The 19,211-nt window shown below is 52.9% G+C and carries 16 protein-coding genes; 15 read left to right on the top strand and 1 reads right to left on the bottom strand.

Translation table 11 applies throughout. The features are described from left to right. Positions 1-29 precede the first annotated feature (29 nt). The 3 genes from ACTQ3A_RS06925 to ACTQ3A_RS06915 all read left to right on the top strand — a co-directional run bounded on the left by ACTQ3A_RS06925 (position 30) and on the right by ACTQ3A_RS06915 (position 2,591). On the top strand, positions 30-827 hold the full coding sequence (locus ACTQ3A_RS06925; RefSeq protein ID WP_441098941.1) for an MBL fold metallo-hydrolase: 798 nt from the start codon (positions 30-32) through the stop codon (positions 825-827). Between the two features lie 110 nt (positions 828-937). Next, positions 938-1,210, top strand: coding sequence for an ACT domain-containing protein (locus tag ACTQ3A_RS06920; RefSeq protein WP_441098940.1), 273 nt, complete (start codon positions 938-940; stop codon positions 1,208-1,210). Positions 1,211-1,226: 16 nt separating this feature from the next. After that, positions 1,227-2,591 (top strand): PFL family protein, encoded by a 1,365-nt coding sequence (locus ACTQ3A_RS06915; protein ID WP_441098939.1) that lies wholly within the window; start codon positions 1,227-1,229, stop codon positions 2,589-2,591. 237 nt (positions 2,592-2,828) lie between these two features. Here the strand turns inward: ACTQ3A_RS06915 and ACTQ3A_RS06910 are convergent, their stop codons facing one another. After that, positions 2,829-4,130 (bottom strand): tRNA(Met) cytidine acetate ligase, encoded by a 1,302-nt coding sequence (locus ACTQ3A_RS06910; RefSeq protein ID WP_441098938.1) that lies wholly within the window; start codon positions 4,128-4,130, stop codon positions 2,829-2,831. A 313-nt stretch (positions 4,131-4,443) separates the two neighbouring features. Here ACTQ3A_RS06910 and pta point away from each other — a divergent pair, with 313 nt between their 5' ends. The 12 genes from pta to argH all read left to right on the top strand — a co-directional run bounded on the left by pta (position 4,444) and on the right by argH (position 19,121). After that, positions 4,444-5,442, top strand: coding sequence for a phosphate acetyltransferase (pta, locus tag ACTQ3A_RS06905; RefSeq protein ID WP_441475098.1), 999 nt, complete (start codon positions 4,444-4,446; stop codon positions 5,440-5,442). Positions 5,443-5,713: 271 nt separating this feature from the next. Then, on the top strand, positions 5,714-6,916 hold the full coding sequence (locus ACTQ3A_RS06900) for an acetate kinase (RefSeq protein ID WP_441098936.1): 1,203 nt from the start codon (positions 5,714-5,716) through the stop codon (positions 6,914-6,916). Positions 6,917-7,076: 160 nt separating this feature from the next. Further along, complete coding sequence (rpmF, locus tag ACTQ3A_RS06895) at positions 7,077-7,262, top strand: 50S ribosomal protein L32 (protein WP_441100412.1); 186 nt, start codon at positions 7,077-7,079, stop codon at positions 7,260-7,262. 391 nt (positions 7,263-7,653) lie between these two features. Beyond that, the gene (locus ACTQ3A_RS06890) at positions 7,654-8,397 is read left to right on the top strand and encodes a hypothetical protein (protein WP_441100411.1); all 744 of its coding nucleotides are present in this window, start codon (positions 7,654-7,656) and stop codon (positions 8,395-8,397) included. A gap of 123 nt (positions 8,398-8,520) precedes the next feature. Beyond that, positions 8,521-9,588, top strand: coding sequence for a phosphate acyltransferase PlsX (plsX, locus tag ACTQ3A_RS06885; RefSeq protein ID WP_441494471.1), 1,068 nt, complete (start codon positions 8,521-8,523; stop codon positions 9,586-9,588). A gap of 9 nt (positions 9,589-9,597) precedes the next feature. Further along, positions 9,598-9,867 (top strand): acyl carrier protein, encoded by a 270-nt coding sequence (locus ACTQ3A_RS06880; RefSeq protein WP_441494472.1) that lies wholly within the window; start codon positions 9,598-9,600, stop codon positions 9,865-9,867. A 224-nt stretch (positions 9,868-10,091) separates the two neighbouring features. Then, the gene (rnc, locus tag ACTQ3A_RS06875) at positions 10,092-10,835 is read left to right on the top strand and encodes a ribonuclease III (RefSeq protein WP_441494473.1); all 744 of its coding nucleotides are present in this window, start codon (positions 10,092-10,094) and stop codon (positions 10,833-10,835) included. Positions 10,836-10,846: 11 nt separating this feature from the next. Beyond that, positions 10,847-14,392 carry a chromosome segregation protein SMC gene (gene smc, locus ACTQ3A_RS06870; protein WP_441495273.1) on the top strand — a complete coding sequence of 1,182 codons (3,546 nt, stop codon included), beginning with the start codon at positions 10,847-10,849 and terminating at the stop codon, positions 14,390-14,392. A gap of 141 nt (positions 14,393-14,533) precedes the next feature. Next, positions 14,534-15,463, top strand: a complete 930-nt coding sequence (gene ftsY, locus ACTQ3A_RS06865) for a signal recognition particle-docking protein FtsY (RefSeq protein ID WP_441100406.1) — start codon at positions 14,534-14,536, stop codon at positions 15,461-15,463. A 113-nt stretch (positions 15,464-15,576) separates the two neighbouring features. Further along, entirely contained in the window at positions 15,577-16,788 is a 1,212-nt protein-coding gene (gene ilvA / locus ACTQ3A_RS06860; RefSeq protein WP_441100423.1) for a threonine ammonia-lyase, read from the top strand. A 190-nt stretch (positions 16,789-16,978) separates the two neighbouring features. After that, a complete protein-coding gene (locus ACTQ3A_RS06855) occupies positions 16,979-17,614 on the top strand; it encodes an epoxyqueuosine reductase QueH (RefSeq protein WP_441100405.1) in 636 nt (211 codons plus the stop codon). Positions 17,615-17,744: 130 nt separating this feature from the next. Beyond that, positions 17,745-19,121 carry an argininosuccinate lyase gene (argH, locus tag ACTQ3A_RS06850; RefSeq protein ID WP_441494475.1) on the top strand — a complete coding sequence of 459 codons (1,377 nt, stop codon included), beginning with the start codon at positions 17,745-17,747 and terminating at the stop codon, positions 19,119-19,121. Positions 19,122-19,211: the final 90 nt, after the last annotated feature.

The raw sequence follows: 19,211 nt of genomic DNA, 5'->3' as shown, positions 1-19,211 counted from the left end.
CAATCTCAAAACAGAGGAAGCGTATAATTATGAAAATGTGCAGTCTCTCCAGCGGAAGCAGCGGCAACTGCATTTTCGTTGGAAGCGAACATACCAGCCTTCTTGTCGATGCCGGGATTTCCGGCAGGCGGACAGAACAGGGGCTCAACACCATCGGATATACCGGGAAGGATATTGACGGAATCCTGATTACACATGAGCACTCGGACCATATCAAGGGTCTGGGCGTTCTTTCAAGAAAACTGAATCTTCCGATCTATGCCACAAAGGGAACCTGGGACGCGATCCGGAACAAAAACTCAACCGGAAAAATCCCGGAAGGCCTGTTTCATGAGATCCGGCCGGATCAGGTGCTGCGGATCGGAGACCTTGACATCGAGCCCTTCAGCATTATGCACGATGCCGCAGACCCCGTAGGGTACCGTATCTGCAGCGACGGCCGTTCCTGCGCCGTGGCGACCGATATGGGAACCTACACCGATTACACAATCCGTCATCTGCAGTATCTGGACGCCATTCTGCTGGAGGCCAATCACGACGTCAACATGCTGGAGGCCGGCCGCTATCCATATCCGCTGAAAGTCCGCATTCTCAGCGACAGAGGACACCTCTCCAACGAAACCTCCGGACAGCTCCTCTGTCAGATCCTGCATGACAACATCCGTCACATTTTTCTGGGCCACCTGAGCGCGGAGAACAATTATCCCGCCCTTGCCTATGAAACCGTATGCAGCGAAGTCACCATGGGAGAGAACCCCTACAAATCCGGTGACTTCCCGATCACCGTCGCGAAAAGAGACACAGTAAGCGAATTCGCGGAATTCTGAAAAAAGCCGTGCATCTTCCACGAATCGTAGTATAATCGAACAAACAACGCAAACCGAAGGTGTCCCTGATCTATCATTCAGGCACCGCTATTCACCGAGGAGACAAGATCATGAAAAAAACAATCATCACAGTCACCGGAAAAGATACTGTCGGCATTATCGCGAAGGTCTGCAACTACCTTGCAGAGAATAATGTGAATATCGAAGATATCTCCCAGACCATTCTGCAGGGATATTTCCATATGATGATGATCACCGATGCGTCCAAATCCGAGAAGAATACTGCGGAACTCGCCGAGGATCTGAAGAAAGTCGGAGAGGAGATCGGTGTAATGATTCACTGCCAGCGGGAAGACATCTTCGACATGATGCACAGAATCTGAACAGAAAGGTACAGCCATGATTAACATTTTTGAAGCAAATGAAACCAATGAAATGATCGAAAACGAAAATCTGGACGTGCGTACCATTACTCTCGGCATCAGCCTTCTGGATTGCATCGATTCAAACCTGGACCGTCTGAACCAGAAAATCTATGACAAGATCACAACACTCGCCCGCAACCTGGTGCAGACCGGCAAAGACATCGAGGCCGAGTACGGCATCCCGATCGTCAATAAACGGATTTCCGTGACACCAATTGCCCTGATCGGGGGCGCAGCCTGCAAGACTCCGGAGGATTTTGTGACAATCGCCGAAACACTGGACAGAGCAGCTCATACCGTCGGCGTCAACTTCCTCGGCGGTTATTCCGCCCTTGTATCCAAGGGCATGACAAAGGCTGACGAGCTCCTGATCCGTTCTATTCCGATGGCAATGGCGCGCACCGAACTTGTATGCAGCTCCATCAATGTCGGTTCCACAAAGACCGGCATCAACATGGACGCGGTGAAGCTGATGGGCGAGATTGTGAGAGGCACCGCGGAGGCAACAAAGGACAACAACTGCCTCGGCTGCGCGAAGCTCGTTATTTTCTGCAATGCGCCGGATGACAACCCCTTCATGGCAGGCGCCTTCCACGGCGTCACGGAAGCGGATGCCATCATCAATGTCGGCGTATCCGGCCCCGGCGTCGTAAAGCACGCGCTGGAAAAGGTAAGAGGGGAGAATTTCGAAGTTCTCTGCGAGACCATCAAAAAGACCGCCTTCAAGGTCACCCGTGTGGGACAGCTCGTTGCCAGGGAGGCATCCAGACGTCTCGGGGTTCCCTTCGGCATCATTGATCTGTCTCTGGCTCCGACTCCCGCGGTCGGCGACTCTGTGGCAGACATTCTTGAGGAGATCGGCGTGGAATCTGTCGGTGCTCCCGGAACGACAGCTGCACTTGCCCTTCTGAACGACCAGGTAAAAAAAGGCGGTGTTATGGCTTCCTCCTATGTCGGCGGACTTTCCGGTGCCTTTATCCCGGTCAGTGAGGATCAGGGAATGATCAATGCCGTAAACCGCGGTTCTCTCTGCATGGAAAAGCTCGAGGCGATGACCTGTGTCTGCTCCGTCGGTCTTGACATGATTGCTATCCCCGGAAACACAAAGAGCACTACCATATCCGGCATCATCGCCGATGAGATGGCAATCGGCATGATCAACCAGAAGACAACGGCAGTCCGTGTAATTCCTGCCATCGGTAAGGATGTCGGAGATTCCCTGGAGTTCGGAGGTCTCCTCGGAAGCGCGCCGATCATGCCGGTCAGCCGCTTCGGATGCGACGCACTGATCAACCGCACCGGCAGAATCCCTGCCCCGGTACACAGTTTCAAGAACTGACATAGAACCGACATAGAATTGACCGTGTTTCAGCTGCAGAAAAAGACGGTCTCCCTTCTCCGGGAGCCGTCTTTTTCTTTGCCCGGATGACCACTCCTAACATTCTTGTCGTATCATCCGTCTGCCGCCTCTGTCAGAATCCAGGTGACCCACCCGGACTACCTGTTATATTTTCCGTCTGCCACCTCTGTCAGCCTCTGATCTCCGCCACGAATGGACCGGATTTCAGCATTCTCATCATACCCGGATCACCTGTCTCCTGAATTCATGAATAAAATCCTGGCCGTTCTTCTCTGAACGGACTGCTTCATACAGATTCGACGCGAACACATCGGCCCGGGTCAGCTCCGGAGGAAGAGAGGATATCTTTGCCACAGGACAGAGCCTTCCCGGCCCGCCTGTCTTAATCTCCCTCAATACCTCCCGTCCTTTTTCAGAGAACCCCAGCAGATGCACGTATTCCGGATGAAGTGCCCGGTTCAGATCATCCTCCCGGATATTCAGAAGAATATGGAGCAGTGCGCGGTTCATCTGCGTCAATGGATAATTTTTTGCCGAGAGCAGTTCTGCAAATTGTGAAAATGACCGGTACCTGCTCAGATGATTCCGTATCCGCAAAGCAAGATCTTCCGTCACATCCAGATACCGCGAGAGCGCCCTGTTTTCCGATACTTTCCTCCCGGTTTGTTTTACCCCTGTTACCCCCGAATGCCTGAAGATATTCCCGCTGTCCTCCCGCAGCAGCTGATACCGCAGCATCGCGGAAAAATCGTTTTCCCCGACAGGAGCGGACGAACGGCAGGCCTCCTTGAGTATGTTGTACACCCGTGGCGGAACAGAGTCCTCCAGACGTTCAGGACCATTCTTCTCAAAAATCTGACAACGGATTGCGGATGCCGAATTATAGCCGTTTTCCTGTCTAAAGATGCTGTCATTGAAGCCGGCCCCGACCCTTTGAATCGTCCTCGGTACAACGGCGCTGGCTGTTTTTTCGAGAGCGATGCAGTACTCCAGACCCAGAATATTATTCGGCATGCTCAGAAACTCCCGGATTTCTTCACCCATCCGCGGTGTTCCCTTATCTTTGAAATAACCGGTGAGTGCCTCTTCCCTCGCACGGGGAAAAGAGAGCCCTGCAGCCAGCCATTTTCTGAGAAGCGACCGGTATTCCTCCGGCTCAGTGGAGAGAACCGGCGCGAGCAGACGGAACATGTCCATTTTCCCGGATTCACTTCCGAACCAAAGTTCATCGACCACGCCGATTCCATTCAGAACAGCCAAAGCCCCCTCCGCAAACCGCTGGGCGGACGAAGCCGCGGCTGCCACCGGAAGCTCCAACACCAGATCACATCCGCCTGCGAGAGCCATTTCCGTCCGCGTATACTTATCGAATACCGCAGGCAGTCCCCGCTGTACAAAATCGCCGCTCATAACCGCGACAACTGCGTCAGCGCCGGAAACCTCCCTCGCCCTCCTGATCAGATACGCATGACCGTTATGGAACGGATTGTATTCCGCTATGACACCGATTATCTTCATGAACATTCTCCTCGAAAAACCTGCTGCAGGACTGATTTTTCTGCACTTTATCATATCGTATCATGATATTCCTTCTCCTGGCAAAAGGAAATGGATCCTCCGGGACTTTTCCCTCGGGCAACCCTGTCTGGAGACGACCGAATCCTCCTGTTTTTCTGCTTTTGTATTATTTATAATACAATTTTACTGCTTGTCGAAGGCCTGAGAAGGTACTATACTTTATTCATGAAAGTGAGTGCGTACAGGTATGTTGCGGACTTTTCAATCAGTGTGTTCGGAATGCGTTAAGGCATATCCAGAAAGGAGCCTGGAAATGGCATTTATTGACAGTATCAAAGAAAAAGCAAAATCCAACAAGAAAACAATCGTATTGCCGGAGTCGATGGACCAGCGCACCTATGAGGCCGCTGTTAAGTGCACCAAAGAGGGAATTGCGAATATCATCATTCTTGGTACCCCTGAGGATATCCAGAACCACGGTACCGGTTATGATCTGACGGGAATCACGATCCTTGATCCTTTCACCGATCCGAACCGCCAGAAATATATTGACAAATTCGTTGAGCTTCGCGCAAAGAAGGGCGTTACCCCTGAGATCGCAGAGCAGCAGATGACCAAGGACTATATGTATTACGCATGTCTGATGTGCAAGTGCGGAGATGCCGACGGTGTTGTTTCCGGCGCATGCCATTCCACCGGCAACACTATCCGTCCGGCTCTTCAGCTTCTGAAGACAAAGCCCGGTGTAAAGAGCGTTTCCGGATTCTTCATCGTAGAAGTTCCGAACTGCCCGTACGGTGAGAACGGTACCTTCCTCTTCGCCGACTGCGCTGTCAATACTGATTTCGATTCTGAGAAGCTTGCAGAGATCGCAGGCCTTTCCGCTGACTCTTTCCGCGCATATATCGGAGCGGAGCCGAAGGTCGCAATGCTTTCCTTCTCCACAAAGGGCAGCGCAAAGCACGACAATGTAACCATGGTAGCAGAAGCAGCAAAGATCGCGAAGGAGAAATATCCTCAGGTGAAGATCGACGGAGAGCTTCAGTTTGACGCGGCTATTGTTCCGGAAGTTGCGAAACTCAAAGCTCCGGTCAGCGAGGTGGCCGGCCACGCCAACACCCTGATCTTCCCGAGCCTTGAGGCAGGAAATATCGGATATAAGATCGCGCAGAGACTGGCTCACGCGAATGCGTACGGCCCGGTTCTGCAGGGTCTTTCCATGCCGGTTAACGATCTGTCCCGTGGATGCTTCGCGGATGATATCGTAGGCGTCGTAGCCATGACAGCAGTAGAGGCCATGATGAACAGCTGATTTCCGGTCCTTCTTTTGCAAAACAGCGAGATAAAACACGCTGCGCGAGTTTTATCTCGCTATCGCAACGCTCGCCGCACACGAATACTTCGCATTCGGCTGCGGCTCACTGTTCGCGTAAATTGAGAAATAACCGAACCCCCAGAAGGCTCGGTTATTTCTTTGCGTCCTTTGTAAATCCGCTGTCCGTCACGGATGGCATCTGCGGCAGGCTTTTCCACCTGTGTGCAGGATATAATCTATATAATCACATGATCAGGAGGGTTTATTCATGAAAGTTTTAGTCATTAACTGTGGAAGTTCTTCTCTGAAATATCAGCTGATCGACTCGGATTCCGAGGAGGTTCTTGCCAAGGGACTCTGCGAGCGTATTGGTATCGACGGCCGTCTCGTATATCAGAAGGAAGGTCTCGACAAGGAAATCACAGAAGCACCGATGCCGACACACAAGGAAGCCATCAAGATGGTTCTCGATGCGCTCACCAACGACAAGACCGGCGCAATCCGCTCCCTGAAGGAGATCGATGCGGTAGGTCATCGTGTCGTACACGGCGGCGAGAAGTTCGCACGCTCCGCAAAAGTAGACGATGCCATGATCAAGGCACTGGAAGACTGCTCCGATCTGGCACCGCTTCACAACCCCGCTAACCTGATCGGAATCAATGTCTGCAAGGAGCTTATGCCGGGCGTTCCGATGGTCGGCTGCTTCGATACCGCCTTCCATCAGACCATGCCGGAGAAGGCATATCTGTACGCGATTCCGATTGAATATTATGAGAAGTACCGCATCCGCAAATACGGCTTCCACGGCACAAGCCACAGCTTTGTCTCCAAGGAGACCGCAAAGTTTCTCGGTCTCGATCTCAACAACAGCAAGATCATCGTCTGCCATCTGGGCAACGGCGCGTCGGTCAGCGCTGTGAAGAATGGCAAATGCGTGGACACCTCCATGGGCCTTACTCCTCTTGCCGGTCTTGCCATGGGAACCCGCTCCGGCGACCTTGATCCTTCCGTTGTCGAATTCCTCGGAAAGAAGCTGAATCTCGATGCTTCCGGTATCCTTAACATTCTGAACAAGAAGTCCGGCGTATACGGTCTCTCAAGAGGACTTTCCAGTGACTTCAGGGATCTGGCCGATGCGGCGAAGAAGGGCAATCACGACGCAGAGGTTGCACTGGAGGTATTCGCTTACCGCGTAAAAACCACCATCGGTGCTTATGTGGCGGCTATGGACGGCGTTGACGCAATCGCGTTCACGGCAGGAATCGGAGAGAACGACGGAGCCACCCGCGCCAGAATCATGGACGGCTTCAGCTACCTTGGCATCAAGATTGATCCTGAGAAGAACAAGCTCCGCGGACAGAACGTAAAAATCTCCACAGACGACTCCAAGGTAGCTGTCTGCGTCATCCCGACAAACGAGGAACTCGCGATCTGCCGCGACACTGTAGCGATCCTCGGCGGAGACAAATAATTTATCTTCGGAGGATCCTCGGCTGAGGTAAATAATTTATCCTCGGCTGAGGTAAATAATTTTCCTTGACAAACCCATACCTCCTGTGTATAATTCTTAAAGTGCGATTGAGAAAATCAGCGGTTTATTTTGAATTCAGGAAGTATGAGGAGGTGTTATAATGTCCATCTGTCCAAAAAATAAATCATCCAAGTCACATAGAGACAAGAGAAGAGCAAACTGGAAAATGTCCGCTCCGAACCTTGTTAAGTGCAGCAAATGCGGAGCACTTATGATGCCTCACAGAGTATGCAAGAACTGCGGAACCTATAACAAAAAACAGGTTATCAACGTAGAAGAGGCATAAACTTCTGCATCCAATATGTGAACGATCCGGACTGTCACGAGAGTGGCAGTCCTTTTTTTACGCGAACAGTGAGCCGCAGCCGAATGCGAAGTATTCGTGTGCGGCGAGCGTCGCGATAGCGAGATAAAACTCGCGCAGCGTGTTTTATCTCGTTGTCTCATTTTGCTTCAGGCAACGGTTCGACGCCCACAGGCGCATTTTGCGTGATAACGCCGGCAGGCGCATTTTGCGTGACATTGACAGTCACCGGAATCGCGTGATATAATTTCGAATAACTGTGAGATTGTAACAAACCTGTAACTTTTATCGGATACAGACAACCGCTGCAGCCGGCGAACCGGCTCACGAATATCCTCCGGTAAGAGCTGCGCAATCAAAAGGGGAATACAGTATGAAGGCTCTTAAAATTTCAGGAATACTTGCTGCCGGAATAAGCACGGCGATGCTTCTTGCAGGATGCTCGTTCTCAGGCGGCATGAACCGTCTGGTCGGCACCGTCACAGACACCGGGAAGGAGACGGTTGTCTCGGCTTCCAGTGAAGAGGGCACGCCGGTTCAGGCGCTTTCCTTCAATACAGATGTAGCGGCACCGGCTTTTAAAAGCGATCTTTCCGGTTCCACCGATGTAGCAGTCAACGGAAAGACGACCCTCTCAGCCAAAGCATCCGCTTCTGACGGTGGCACAATTTCCTATCAATGGTACTCCAACAACGTGGATTCAAACGGCGGCGGAACGAAGATCCCCGGAGCGACCTCTGCAGACTATACACCCGATACTTCAGAAGGCGGGACCACCTATTACTATGTGGTCGCGATCAATACCGTGAAGGGACAGGTCAACGAGACCACCAGCTCCACCCACAGCGTCACCGTCTGGGCGAATATGTACTGGCAGCGGAACGCGGACAATGGTGGCTATCAGTATCTGAACCACGACGACGGATCCTATCCCAGTAATACCTCGATGGAAATCGATGGCGTCACTTACACCTTCAATGACAGCGGATTCGCGGTGGATCCGGACACCGGCGATTATGTCGATGTGACACAGTTCGGAGAAAATGCTTCTGAAAGCTCATCCTCGGACAGCAACGCATCCGCAGACGACGCGGTGCAGTCCTCCTCCGCCCAGTAACATCGTACGGTTCCGGCGGGACAGACGGATTGCTGCTCCCTCGCCTCGGGAAACTGCCGCGGAATAATGAACAGCTGCGAAAGCCGCTCAGCTCATATTTTATATAATGGAAGTGAAGAGATTATGAATGAAAAAGTCAGAGTAGTTGTAGATGCCATGGGCGGTGATTATGCTCCGGAAGAGCCCGTGAAGGGGGCTTTGGAAGCGCTTCAGGAGGACAGCAGAATCGAGCTCATCCTGACCGGTCCGGAGGCCCGCATCCGCTCGGAGCTTTCCAGGTATACCTATGAGGAAAGCCGTGTGAAGGTTGTAGACGCTCCCGAAGTCATCGAAACCGGAGAGCCGCCGGTGAAAGCCATCCAGACCAAAAAGAACTCCTCCCTTGTGGTTGGGCTCAATCTCGTTCACAAGGGCGAAGCAGATGCCTTTGTATCCTCCGGAAGCACCGGAGCCGTCCTTGTCGGCGGTCAGGCGATTGTCAAGAAGATCCGCGGGATTCACCGCGCGCCTCTTGCGCCCCTCCTTCCAACCGCGAACGGGGTATCGCTTCTGATCGACTGCGGCGCCAGCGTAGATGCCAGACCGGCTCACCTGGTACAGTTTGCCGTTATCGGATCCATCTATATGAAGAGTGTTCTGGGTATCCAGAACCCCCGTGTCGGGCTTGTAAACATCGGCGTCGAGGAAGAGAAGGGCAATGCGCTCTGCAAGGAAACCTTCCCTCTTCTCAGAGAATGCAAGGACATAAACTTCATTGGAAACGTTGAGGCTAGAGATATCGCCAAGGGCGTTGCAGATGTCTATGTAACAGAAGCCTTCGTCGGCAATGTCATTCTGAAGATGTACGAGGGCGTCGCAAGCACTCTGCTTCACGAGATCAAGGGCGCGATTTATTCCTCCGCCCGAAGCAAGATCGGAGGGCTTCTGATCAAGCCGGCTCTGAAGTCCACCTTGAAGAAATTCGACGCAACCGCCTACGGCGGCGCGCCACTGCTCGGTCTGAAAGGCCTTGTCGTCAAGACGCATGGCAGTTCAAAAGCTGTCGAATTCAAAAATACCGTTCTTCAGTGCATCCAGTTTAAGGAAGAGGATGTAAATGGAAAAATTCAGGAATTTCTTGCAAAGGAATCCGCTGCGCGAGAGAGCGGGCGTTCGGACGCTGCCGCCTCTGCTGCAGGGGATCCGCAGTGAGGCTGACGAATGGAATTTCAACTGCTTCAACAAATCATCGTGGAGATCCTGCACGTTGATCCAAGAGAGGTCACAATGAACACCACCTTCGCGGAGGATCTCGGTGCCGACTCTCTGGATCTGTTCCAGATTGCCGCGCTGACAGACGAAAAATTCGAAATAGAGATCACCGAAGACGAATTTCTAAATATCAAAACAGCTGGAGACCTCGTGAAACTGATCCGGAATAAAACCAGTAAACCGCCGCGTCCCGCAGGCGGGGCACCACATACTATATAAGCTGCGGATTGCTCCGCGCTTCGCAAGCGGGGCACCAAAATATGTATCAGCAAGCGTACAAAAAGACTGCTCCCGGTTAACTGCATCCTGTAACCGTCAGCAGTCTTTATGTTGCTGGCTGCCTGACACCTGACAAGAGGCTATTTTTACAGCACTCCTGTCAGCTGTCCGCAGACGGCAGCATCTTTACCGCTTCGGCGACGCAGTACAGAAAGGAAGAAAAAATGGAAGAAAAGCTGTCGGAACTGCAGCAGAAAATCGGCTATACCTTTACAGACGTCAGCTGGCTCGAGCTGGCACTTCGTCACAGCTCTTATGCCAATGAGCACAACCTCGGGCATGAGGGCTGTAACGAGAGGCTGGAATTCCTCGGGGATGCGGTCCTTGAACTGGTATCAAGCGAATACCTCTATGATCATTACCCACAGCTCCCGGAAGGGCAGCTGACAAAACTGCGGGCGAGTCTCGTATGTGAACCGACACTCGCCTATGATGCGCGACTGTTCGGGCTTGAGCATTATCTGCTGCTCGGAAAAGGAGAGGACGCGACCGGGGGAAGAAAAAGAGACTCCGTGGTCTCCGACGCCCTTGAGTCCGTCATCGGCGCAATTTTCAAGGATGGAGGCTTTGCACAGGCAAGAGCTTTCATTCTCCGCTTCGTGATGGATGACGTGGAGCACAAGCAGCTGTTCCACGACTCCAAGACCCACCTTCAGGAAATGATTCAAGCTGTTTCTGAAGAGCCAATCCGCTATGAAATCACCGGAGAAAGCGGACCCGATCACAACAAGAAATTCACGGCACAGGTATGGCTTGGCACAAAACTCCTTGGTCAGGGAGACGGTCATTCCAAAAAAGCGGCGGAGCAGCAGGCAGCATATCAGGCAATTATGCGTTTTTCACCGGCTGATCTTACGGCAGAAACACAGAACGGATCACAGAAGGAAAGCACAAATCCATGTATCTAAAATCAATCGAAATGCAGGGTTTCAAATCCTTCGCGCTCAGAACCCGGCTTGAATTTCATAATGGCGTTACCGGAATTGTCGGGCCGAACGGATCTGGCAAAAGCAATGTCGGCGACGCGGTCCGCTGGGTTCTCGGTGAACAGAGCGCGAAATCTCTGCGCGGCGGCAACATGCAGGACGTTATTTTCGCGGGAACCGAAAACCGGAAACCGGTCGGATTCGCCATGGTCGCCATCACGCTGGATAACGCCGACCGGAAGCTCAATTTTGACGCGGACGAAGTGACGGTCATGAGAAAGCTTTACCGCTCCGGCGAGAGCGAATATCAGCTCAACGGAAGGAACTGCAGACTCCGCGACATCAACGAACTTTTCTATGACACAGGAATCGGAAAAGAAGGATATTCCATTATCGGACAGGGACAGGTGGAGAAGATCCTGAGCGGCAAGCCGGACGAACGGCGAGAGCTCTTTGACGAAGCGGCCGGCATTGTAAAATTCAAGCGAAGAAAAGCAACCGTCCTGAAAAAACTCGAGGATGAGGAGGCGAATCTTGTCCGCGTCAACGACATTCTCAGTGAGGTAACCCGTCAGATCGGTCCTCTGGAGAAGCAATCCGGGAAGGCCGAGGAATATCTCAGAAAGCGTGACAGCCTCAGAACCCTTGACATACAATTGTTTCAAATTGACGAGGGGAGAACCGAGGGGCAGCTTCTTGAGCTGAATCAGAACAAAAAGATCGCAGAAGAGCATCTTGACGATCTCAATGTCCGGTTAGAAAAGACAAGGCTCGAATATCAGCGGGTCGAGAAAGAGCTGGAAGACCTCGAAGCAAGCATCAGCAGTTCCAGAGACAGCCTGCAGGCAGCCGCACTCGAAAAGCAGCAGCACGAAGGGCAGATCAACGTTCTGCGCGAGCAGATCCGCGCGGCAGAGACCAACCGGAAGCTTCTCCATGACCGGCTTGATACCATAGAGGAAGACAAGGCTTCCCGGATCCGCAATGCGGACGAACAGCGGCAGGAACAGCAGAAACTGACAGAAAAGCTGACAGCAGCTGAAAAAGAGAGGGATGCCCGGGAGCGCGACGCATCGGAAATTGAGGCGGAGATCGCCGGAAAAAATTCCGCCGCAGAACAGAGCCGCAGCGATACGATCGCCCTCCTGAACAACCGGACGACGATCCGGGAACGCCTTCAGCGTTACGACACGATGCTTGAGCAGATCGAGATACGAAAATCCGAGCTTTCCTCCCGCATCCTGCAGATGAAGGAAAGCGAATCCCGGGAAAAGGACAACCTCAGAAAATATGAGGAAGAATTTTCCGCAGTCAGCTCCGAGGTCGAAAAATACCGCAAATCGGAAGCGGAAAAGGAAAAGCAGATCATCGCCCTCAAACAGATGCTCGATGAGGAGAACCATCAGCTGGAAACCGGTCAGACCGCCTATCACAGAGAGGCTTCCCGTCTCGAATCTCTCCGGAACATTGCCGAGCGGTACGAGGGATACGGCAACAGCATCAAGCGCGTGATGGAACAGAAAGACAGCAACCCTGGCATTCACGGCGTCGTAGCTGATCTGATCAAGACCGACAAAAAATACGAGACTGCCATTGAAACCGCGCTTGGCGGTGCTCTCCAGAATATTGTGACCGACAATGAGAGCACGGCGAAATACCTGATTGAATACCTGAAACGCGGTCACTTTGGAAGAGCCACCTTCCTTCCTCTGACTGCCATGAGAGACGACACCCCCCTCTCTCAGAATATCCAGTCGGTTCTTCGGGAGGATGGAGTCCTCGGCGTCGCCGACACGCTCGTCTCCTGCGATAAAATCTATCAGAGCGTAATCCGCCGTCTCCTTGGCAAAACCGTCGTCGTTGATACCATCGACCATGCGATCGCCGTGAGCCGGCGTCACCGTCAGTCCGTCCGGATGGTCACACTCGAAGGTGAGCTGCTCAGCCCGGGAGGCTCCATGACCGGAGGTTCTTTTAAGTACAACAGCAATCTCCTCGGCCGAAGAAGACAGATCAAGGAGCTCGAGAGCAGCGTCCAGTCCCTGAAAAAGGAAATGCAGGAGCTTCAGAAAAAAATCGAGGGACAGCGCACTCAGAGAAATGACCTGCGCAGCCGCCTCGCGGAAGAGCAGGATGCCCTCCAGAAGCTTCTGATCCGTCAGAACACTGCCCGCGTAAACCGCGACGGCGCAAAGGAAAAGAGTGATTCTCTGAGCGCAGATTTTGGCCGCCTGACGGCAGAGCGCGACGAGATCAACGGCCAGATCGCCGAGATCCGCGAAAAGCGCTCCCTGATCGGCGGCGAACTGGAAAGCTCTCAGAAGGAAGAGGAGAATCTGGAGGATAAGCTCCGGCAGATCACAGATGAATCACAGGCGCTGCGTCAGAAGCAGCAGAATGCTATTGCCGAGAGGGATCAGGCGCGGCTCACATGTTCCAACATCCGCCAGCAGGCTGCCTTCCTCGAAGAAAAACTCCGCACCACGGAATCCGAAATCCGCCGTCTCGACGAGGAGCGGGAAACTCTTCTTCACTCCATTGACGACGGTGAGAGCGACACCGACAGCAAAGAATCAATGATTACGGCGATTCAGAATAAGATAGACGAGCTCACCGGAACGATCTCAGACGCCCGCAAAAATGGCGAATCTCTTCAGACCAGAAAAGAAGAGCTCACCAGAAATCACCGTGAATTTTTCGAAAAACGCGACCGCCTCTCCACCGAGAAGACAGAGATGGATCAGGAGATCTTTCGTCTCGATTCCCAGATTGAAAAGCTTCGCGAGCAGAAGGAAAATCAGATCAATTATCTGTACGAGGAATATCAGATCACACCCGATCAGGCCGAGGCTGTCCATTTCGACGAGATGCCTGACCGTACCCCGCTCCGCAAGCAGATCACCCAGCTGAAATCCGAGATCAAGGCGCTCGGAACCGTAAATGTAAACGCCATTGAGGAATACCGGGAGCTGAAGGAACGCCACGATTTCCTCCAGAGCCAGCACGATGACCTGATTAAGGCCTCCGACGATCTGAAGGGAATCATCCGACAGCTCGATGAAGGCATGCGCAAGCAGTTCAAGGAGCGTTTCGAACAGATCCGGGTGGAATTCAACAAGGTATTTCAGCAGCTCTTCGGCGGCGGCAAGGGAACCCTGGAGCTGACCGATGAGGAGAATATTCTGGAATCCGGCATAACCATTACGTCACAGCCGCCGGGGAAAAAGCTCCAGAACATGATGCAGCTGTCGGGAGGCGAGAAAGCTCTCACCGCAATCGCGCTTCTCTTCGCGATTCAGAACCTGAAGCCGTCGCCCTTCTGTCTGCTGGACGAAATCGAAGCTGCCCTCGACGATAACAACGTAGGCCGCTTCGCCGCGTATCTGCATAAGTTGACAAAAAATACGCAGTTTATTATTATTACTCACAGACGCGGAACCATGGCGGCGGCCGACCGCCTGTATGGAATTACCATGCAGGAAAAGGGCGTATCGGTCCTTGTCTCCGTTGACCTGATCCGCGAGCAGCTCGACAACTGACAGCAGCATTGCGATGAAAAGCAGCTGTTTCCCGGCTCTATCGCAGCTGTATTCTGTTTCTACAACAGCTGTCTCATGTTTCTACAGCGGCCGCATTACGTTTCTGCAGCAGCTGCTTCATGATTTTAAAGGAGAAAAAATATGGCAGGTTTTTTCAGCCGGCTGTTTAAGGGACTGTCCAAAACCCGTGACAGCATGAACGAAAATCTGGACGAGGCCTTCGGATGCTCGGAGATCGACGACGAGTTCTATGAATGTCTGGAGGAAGCCCTTGTTGCAAGCGACATGGGAATTGAAACCACCGAGACGGTTATCGACAATCTGAAGGAAATTGTGTCGGATCTCGATCTCAAAAAGCCGGCGGACTGCAAGAAATACATGGTTGACTGCTTCCGCCAGCAGATGAAGGTGGAAGAAAACGCCTACGAATTTGAGAACAGACAATCCGTCATCCTCGTCGTCGGCGTTAACGGGGTCGGCAAGACGACGACCGTCGGCAAGCTCGCCGCCAAGCTCCATCATCAGGGCAAAAAGGTTATCATCGCAGCCGCGGATACCTTCCGCGCGGCAGCGATTCCGCAGCTGGAGACCTGGGCGGACCGCGCGAAGGTGGATATCATCACCGGACAGGAAGGCGCGGATCCCGCTTCCGTCGTATACGACGCGGTTGCCGCGGCGAAAGCCCGCAAAGCCGACGTTCTGCTGATCGACACAGCGGGACGTCTCCATAATAAGAAAAATCTCATGAACGAGCTTCAGAAAATTTATAAAATTCTCGCCAATTCCTACCCGGAAGCATATCTGGAGACCCTGCTCGTTCTTGACGGAACCACCGGTCAGAACGCTATTCTTCAGGCCAAAAGTTTCGCCGAGGTCGCACACATCACAGGCCTTGTCATCACCAAGCTCGATGGCACAGCGAAGGGCGGCATCGCCGTCGCCGTGCAGTCCGAGCTTCAGATTCCGGTCAAATACATCGGAGTTGGAGAACAGCTTGACGACCTGCAGAAGTTCGATCCTGATTCGTATGTAAACGCGCTCTTCGAATCCAATCCTGAAAACGCACAATGACAAGAAAGCCGGGACAGAAGTGCGTATCCTGACGCGGATCCCCTTCCTCCCTGAAAAAGCACAATGACAGATCCCACACCGCAGAAAGGAAAAACAAGATGAGTGAGAAAGAAATGCTTACACTGAACGCCTTTGAAGAAGCCTCAGAGATCGTAAAGAGGGTCACTTCCGACACCAAGCTGGTCTACAGCGAATATTTCAGTGCTCAGACTGGAAACCGCTGCTATCTGAAGCCGGAGAACATGCAGGTAACCGGCGCCTACAAGATCCGCGGCGCCTATTATAAGATCAGCACGATGAGTGAAGAGGACCGTCAGAAGGGACTCATCACCGCATCCGCGGGCAACCACGCACAGGGAGTCGCGTATGCTGCAAAGGCCTACGGCTGCAAGGCAGTTATTGTAATGCCGACAACCACGCCCCTGATCAAGGTAGAACGGACAAAGAGCTACGGCGCGGAGGTTGTTCTCTACGGAGATGTCTATGACGATGCCTGCAAGAAGGCTCTTCAGCTCGCTGCGGAAAACGGCTACACCTTCATCCATCCCTTTGATGACCTGACCGTCGCGACCGGACAGGGCACCATCGCCATGGAAATCATCAAGGAGCTTCCGATCGTCGATACCATCCTGGTTCCCATCGGAGGAGGCGGTCTCGCGACCGGCGTTTCCACCCTCGCCAAGCTTCTGAATCCGAAGATCCACGTCATCGGTGTGGAACCGGCTGGCGCGAACTGCATGCAGGTGTCCCTGAAAAACGGCAAAGTCACCGAGCTTCCGAGTGTGAACACAATTGCAGACGGCACTGCGGTAAAACGTCCAGGCGAAAAGATTTTCCCATATATTCAGAAGAACATCGATGAAATCATCACCATTCCGGATGAGGAGCTCGTGGTGGCATTCCTGGATATGGTGGAAAATCACAAGATGATTGTCGAAAACTCCGGTCTTCTCACAGTAGCAGCCCTCAAGCATCTGAAACCGGAAAACAAGCGCGTTGTAGCTGTCATGAGCGGCGGCAACATGGATGTCATCACCATGTCCTCCGTCGTTCAGAACGGATTGATTGCGCGCGACAGAATCTTCACCGTCTCCGTCCTTCTGCCGGACCGCCCGGGCGAACTTGTACGGGTGTCCACCGTCATCGCGCAGAACCGGGGCAACGTTATCAAGCTGGAGCACAATCAGTTCTACAGCACCAACCGGAACGCTGCTGTTGAACTCCGGATTACCATGGAGGCCTTCGGAACCGACCACAAGAATCAGATCCTCAAGGCACTCGAAGAGGCGGGATTCAACCCGAAGGAGAAGCACACAAGTCTCTGATCCCTCTGGTACGAAGGCACCACAGAAACATAGAAAGTACTTTAGAAGCACTTCCGGCATTTATCCGGATCAGCAGGCAGAGTCATCCCGCAGGCAGCCTTGTCTCAGAGCGGATGCGCCTGCGAACCGGATCTGTGCTCACCGCCTGCAGGCAGGAAACGGCATATCAGAGAATCAACGGTCGGAAAGCATGAATCAGAAAATCAACTATCAGAAAGAAATGGAAAAGGTTCTGGCAGAGCTGAAAGCAGACGGGCGTACACCGCGGCTTCTGCTTCACAGCTGCTGCGCCCCCTGCAGCAGCTATGTGCTGGAATACCTGTCACCGTATTTTTTTATCACAGACTTCTACTACAATCCGAATATAGCTCCGGCGGAGGAGTATCGGAAACGTGTCAACGAGATGCAGCGCCTGATCCGCGAGATGCCTCTGCCGCATCCCGTGGAATTCGAGGAAGGTGTCTACGACCCTGACCGTTTCTACGAGATGGCAAGGGGTAAGGAAGATATCCCCGAGGGCGGGGAGCGCTGTTTTGCATGCTTTGAGATGCGTCTGCGCGAGGCGGCACAGGAAGCTCTCCGCCTGCATATGGATTACTTCACCACCTCTCTGTCGATCAGTCCGCTGAAGGACGCGCAGAAGCTCAATGAGATCGGCATCCGGCTCGGAGAAGAGTACGGCATTCCCTATCTGGTTTCCGACTTTAAGAAAAAGAACGGATTCCGCCGCTCCACCGAACTTTCCAGAGAATATCATCTCTACCGCCAGAACTACTGCGGCTGCGTCTATTCAAGAAGGCAGGCGGAAAGGGAAGGCAGAGTATAGCAGAAGATATTGTTTTTATCGTCAGCCGCCGGGTGCCTTGATCTCAGATCTCAGCAATCCGACGATCTCGTTTTTCAGCGTCAGCAACCCGATGGCATTGTTTTTTCAGTATCAGAAAGGGAAATTCACTATGGCACAGCTCTGGGGCGGGCGGTTCACCAAAGAAACCGACAAACTCGTATACAACTTTAACGCGTCAATCAGCTTTGATCAGAAATTCTACCGGCAGGACATCCGCGGCAGCCTTGCCCATGTGCGGATGCTCGCAAAGCAGGGAATCCTCACTGAACAGGAGAGGGATCAGATCATCGACGGACTGAACGGCATCCTGAGGGATGTCGAGAACGGCACGCTCAGCATTACCGACGAGTATGAAGATATCCACAGCTTTGTCGAGGCAAATCTCATCGACCGGATCGGCGATGTGGGCAAAAAGCTCCACACCGGAAGAAGCCGGAACGACCAGGTTGCTCTGGATATGAAGCTTTATGTGCGGGACGAAATTGACGAGCTTGATCCGATCCTGAAGAAGCTTCTTCTTGTGATCGAGCGGATCATGGAGGAGAACACGGAAACTTATATGCCCGGCTTCACCCATCTGCAGAAAGCGCAGCCGGTCACTCTCGCACATCACTTCGGCGCATATTTCGAAATGTTCCGCCGCGACAGAAGCCGCCTCGCCGATATCCGCAGAAGAATGAACACATGCCCGCTCGGAGCAGGTGCCCTCGCCGGCACCACCTACCCGCTTGACCGCGCGTACACCGCCCAGCTGCTTGACTTTGACGAGCCGACCGCCAACAGCATGGATTCCGTATCGGACCGCGACTATATCATCGAGCTTCTTTCCGCACTCGCCACCATTCAGATGCATCTGTCCCGTTTCAGCGAAGAAATCTGCATCTGGAACTCAAACGAGTACCGTTTTGTGGAAATCGATGACGCATACAGCACCGGAAGCTCGATCATGCCCCAGAAGAAGAACCCCGACATCGCCGAACTCGTAAGGGGTAAAACCGGACGTGTCTACGGCGCGCTGATGCAGATGCTGACAAGCATGAAGGGCCTGCCTCTTGCCTACAATAAGGACATGCAGGAAGACAAGGAGCTCACCTTTGATGCCATCGACACCGTAAAGGGCTGCGTGGTCCTCTTCACCGGCATGCTTGACACCATGAAATTCCGAAAAGACATAATGGAACAGTCCGCAAAGCACGGCTTCACCAATGCCACCGATGTCGCGGACTATCTGGTCCGCAAGGGAATCCCGTTCCGCGACGCACACGGAATCACCGGCCGTCTTGTCCTCGACTGCCTGGACAGAGGCTGTTCTCTGGATGATCTTCCCCTCGACGAGTTCCGCAGATACTCTCCGGTCATCGATGACGACATCTATGAAGCCATCAGCATGAAAACCTGCGTGGAGCGCAGAAACACCACCGGTGCCCCCGGACCCGAAGCCATCCGCGCAGAGATCGAACGGAACCGGAAGTACCTCTCCGCCTGATAAAATCAACTTTTTGCGGGATACCGGTTGCATTACCGGAAAAAAAGGAATAGAATACGTGAAAACAATGAAAGATCAAATGTAAGGAGA

It is taken from the genome of Bilifractor sp. LCP21S3_F8 (genome assembly GCF_052117805.1).
GTDB lineage: Bacteria > Bacillota > Clostridia > Lachnospirales > Lachnospiraceae > Bilifractor.
The sequence above is the reverse complement of the archived record's forward strand: the minus strand, read 5'-3'. Positions and strand labels throughout refer to the sequence as shown.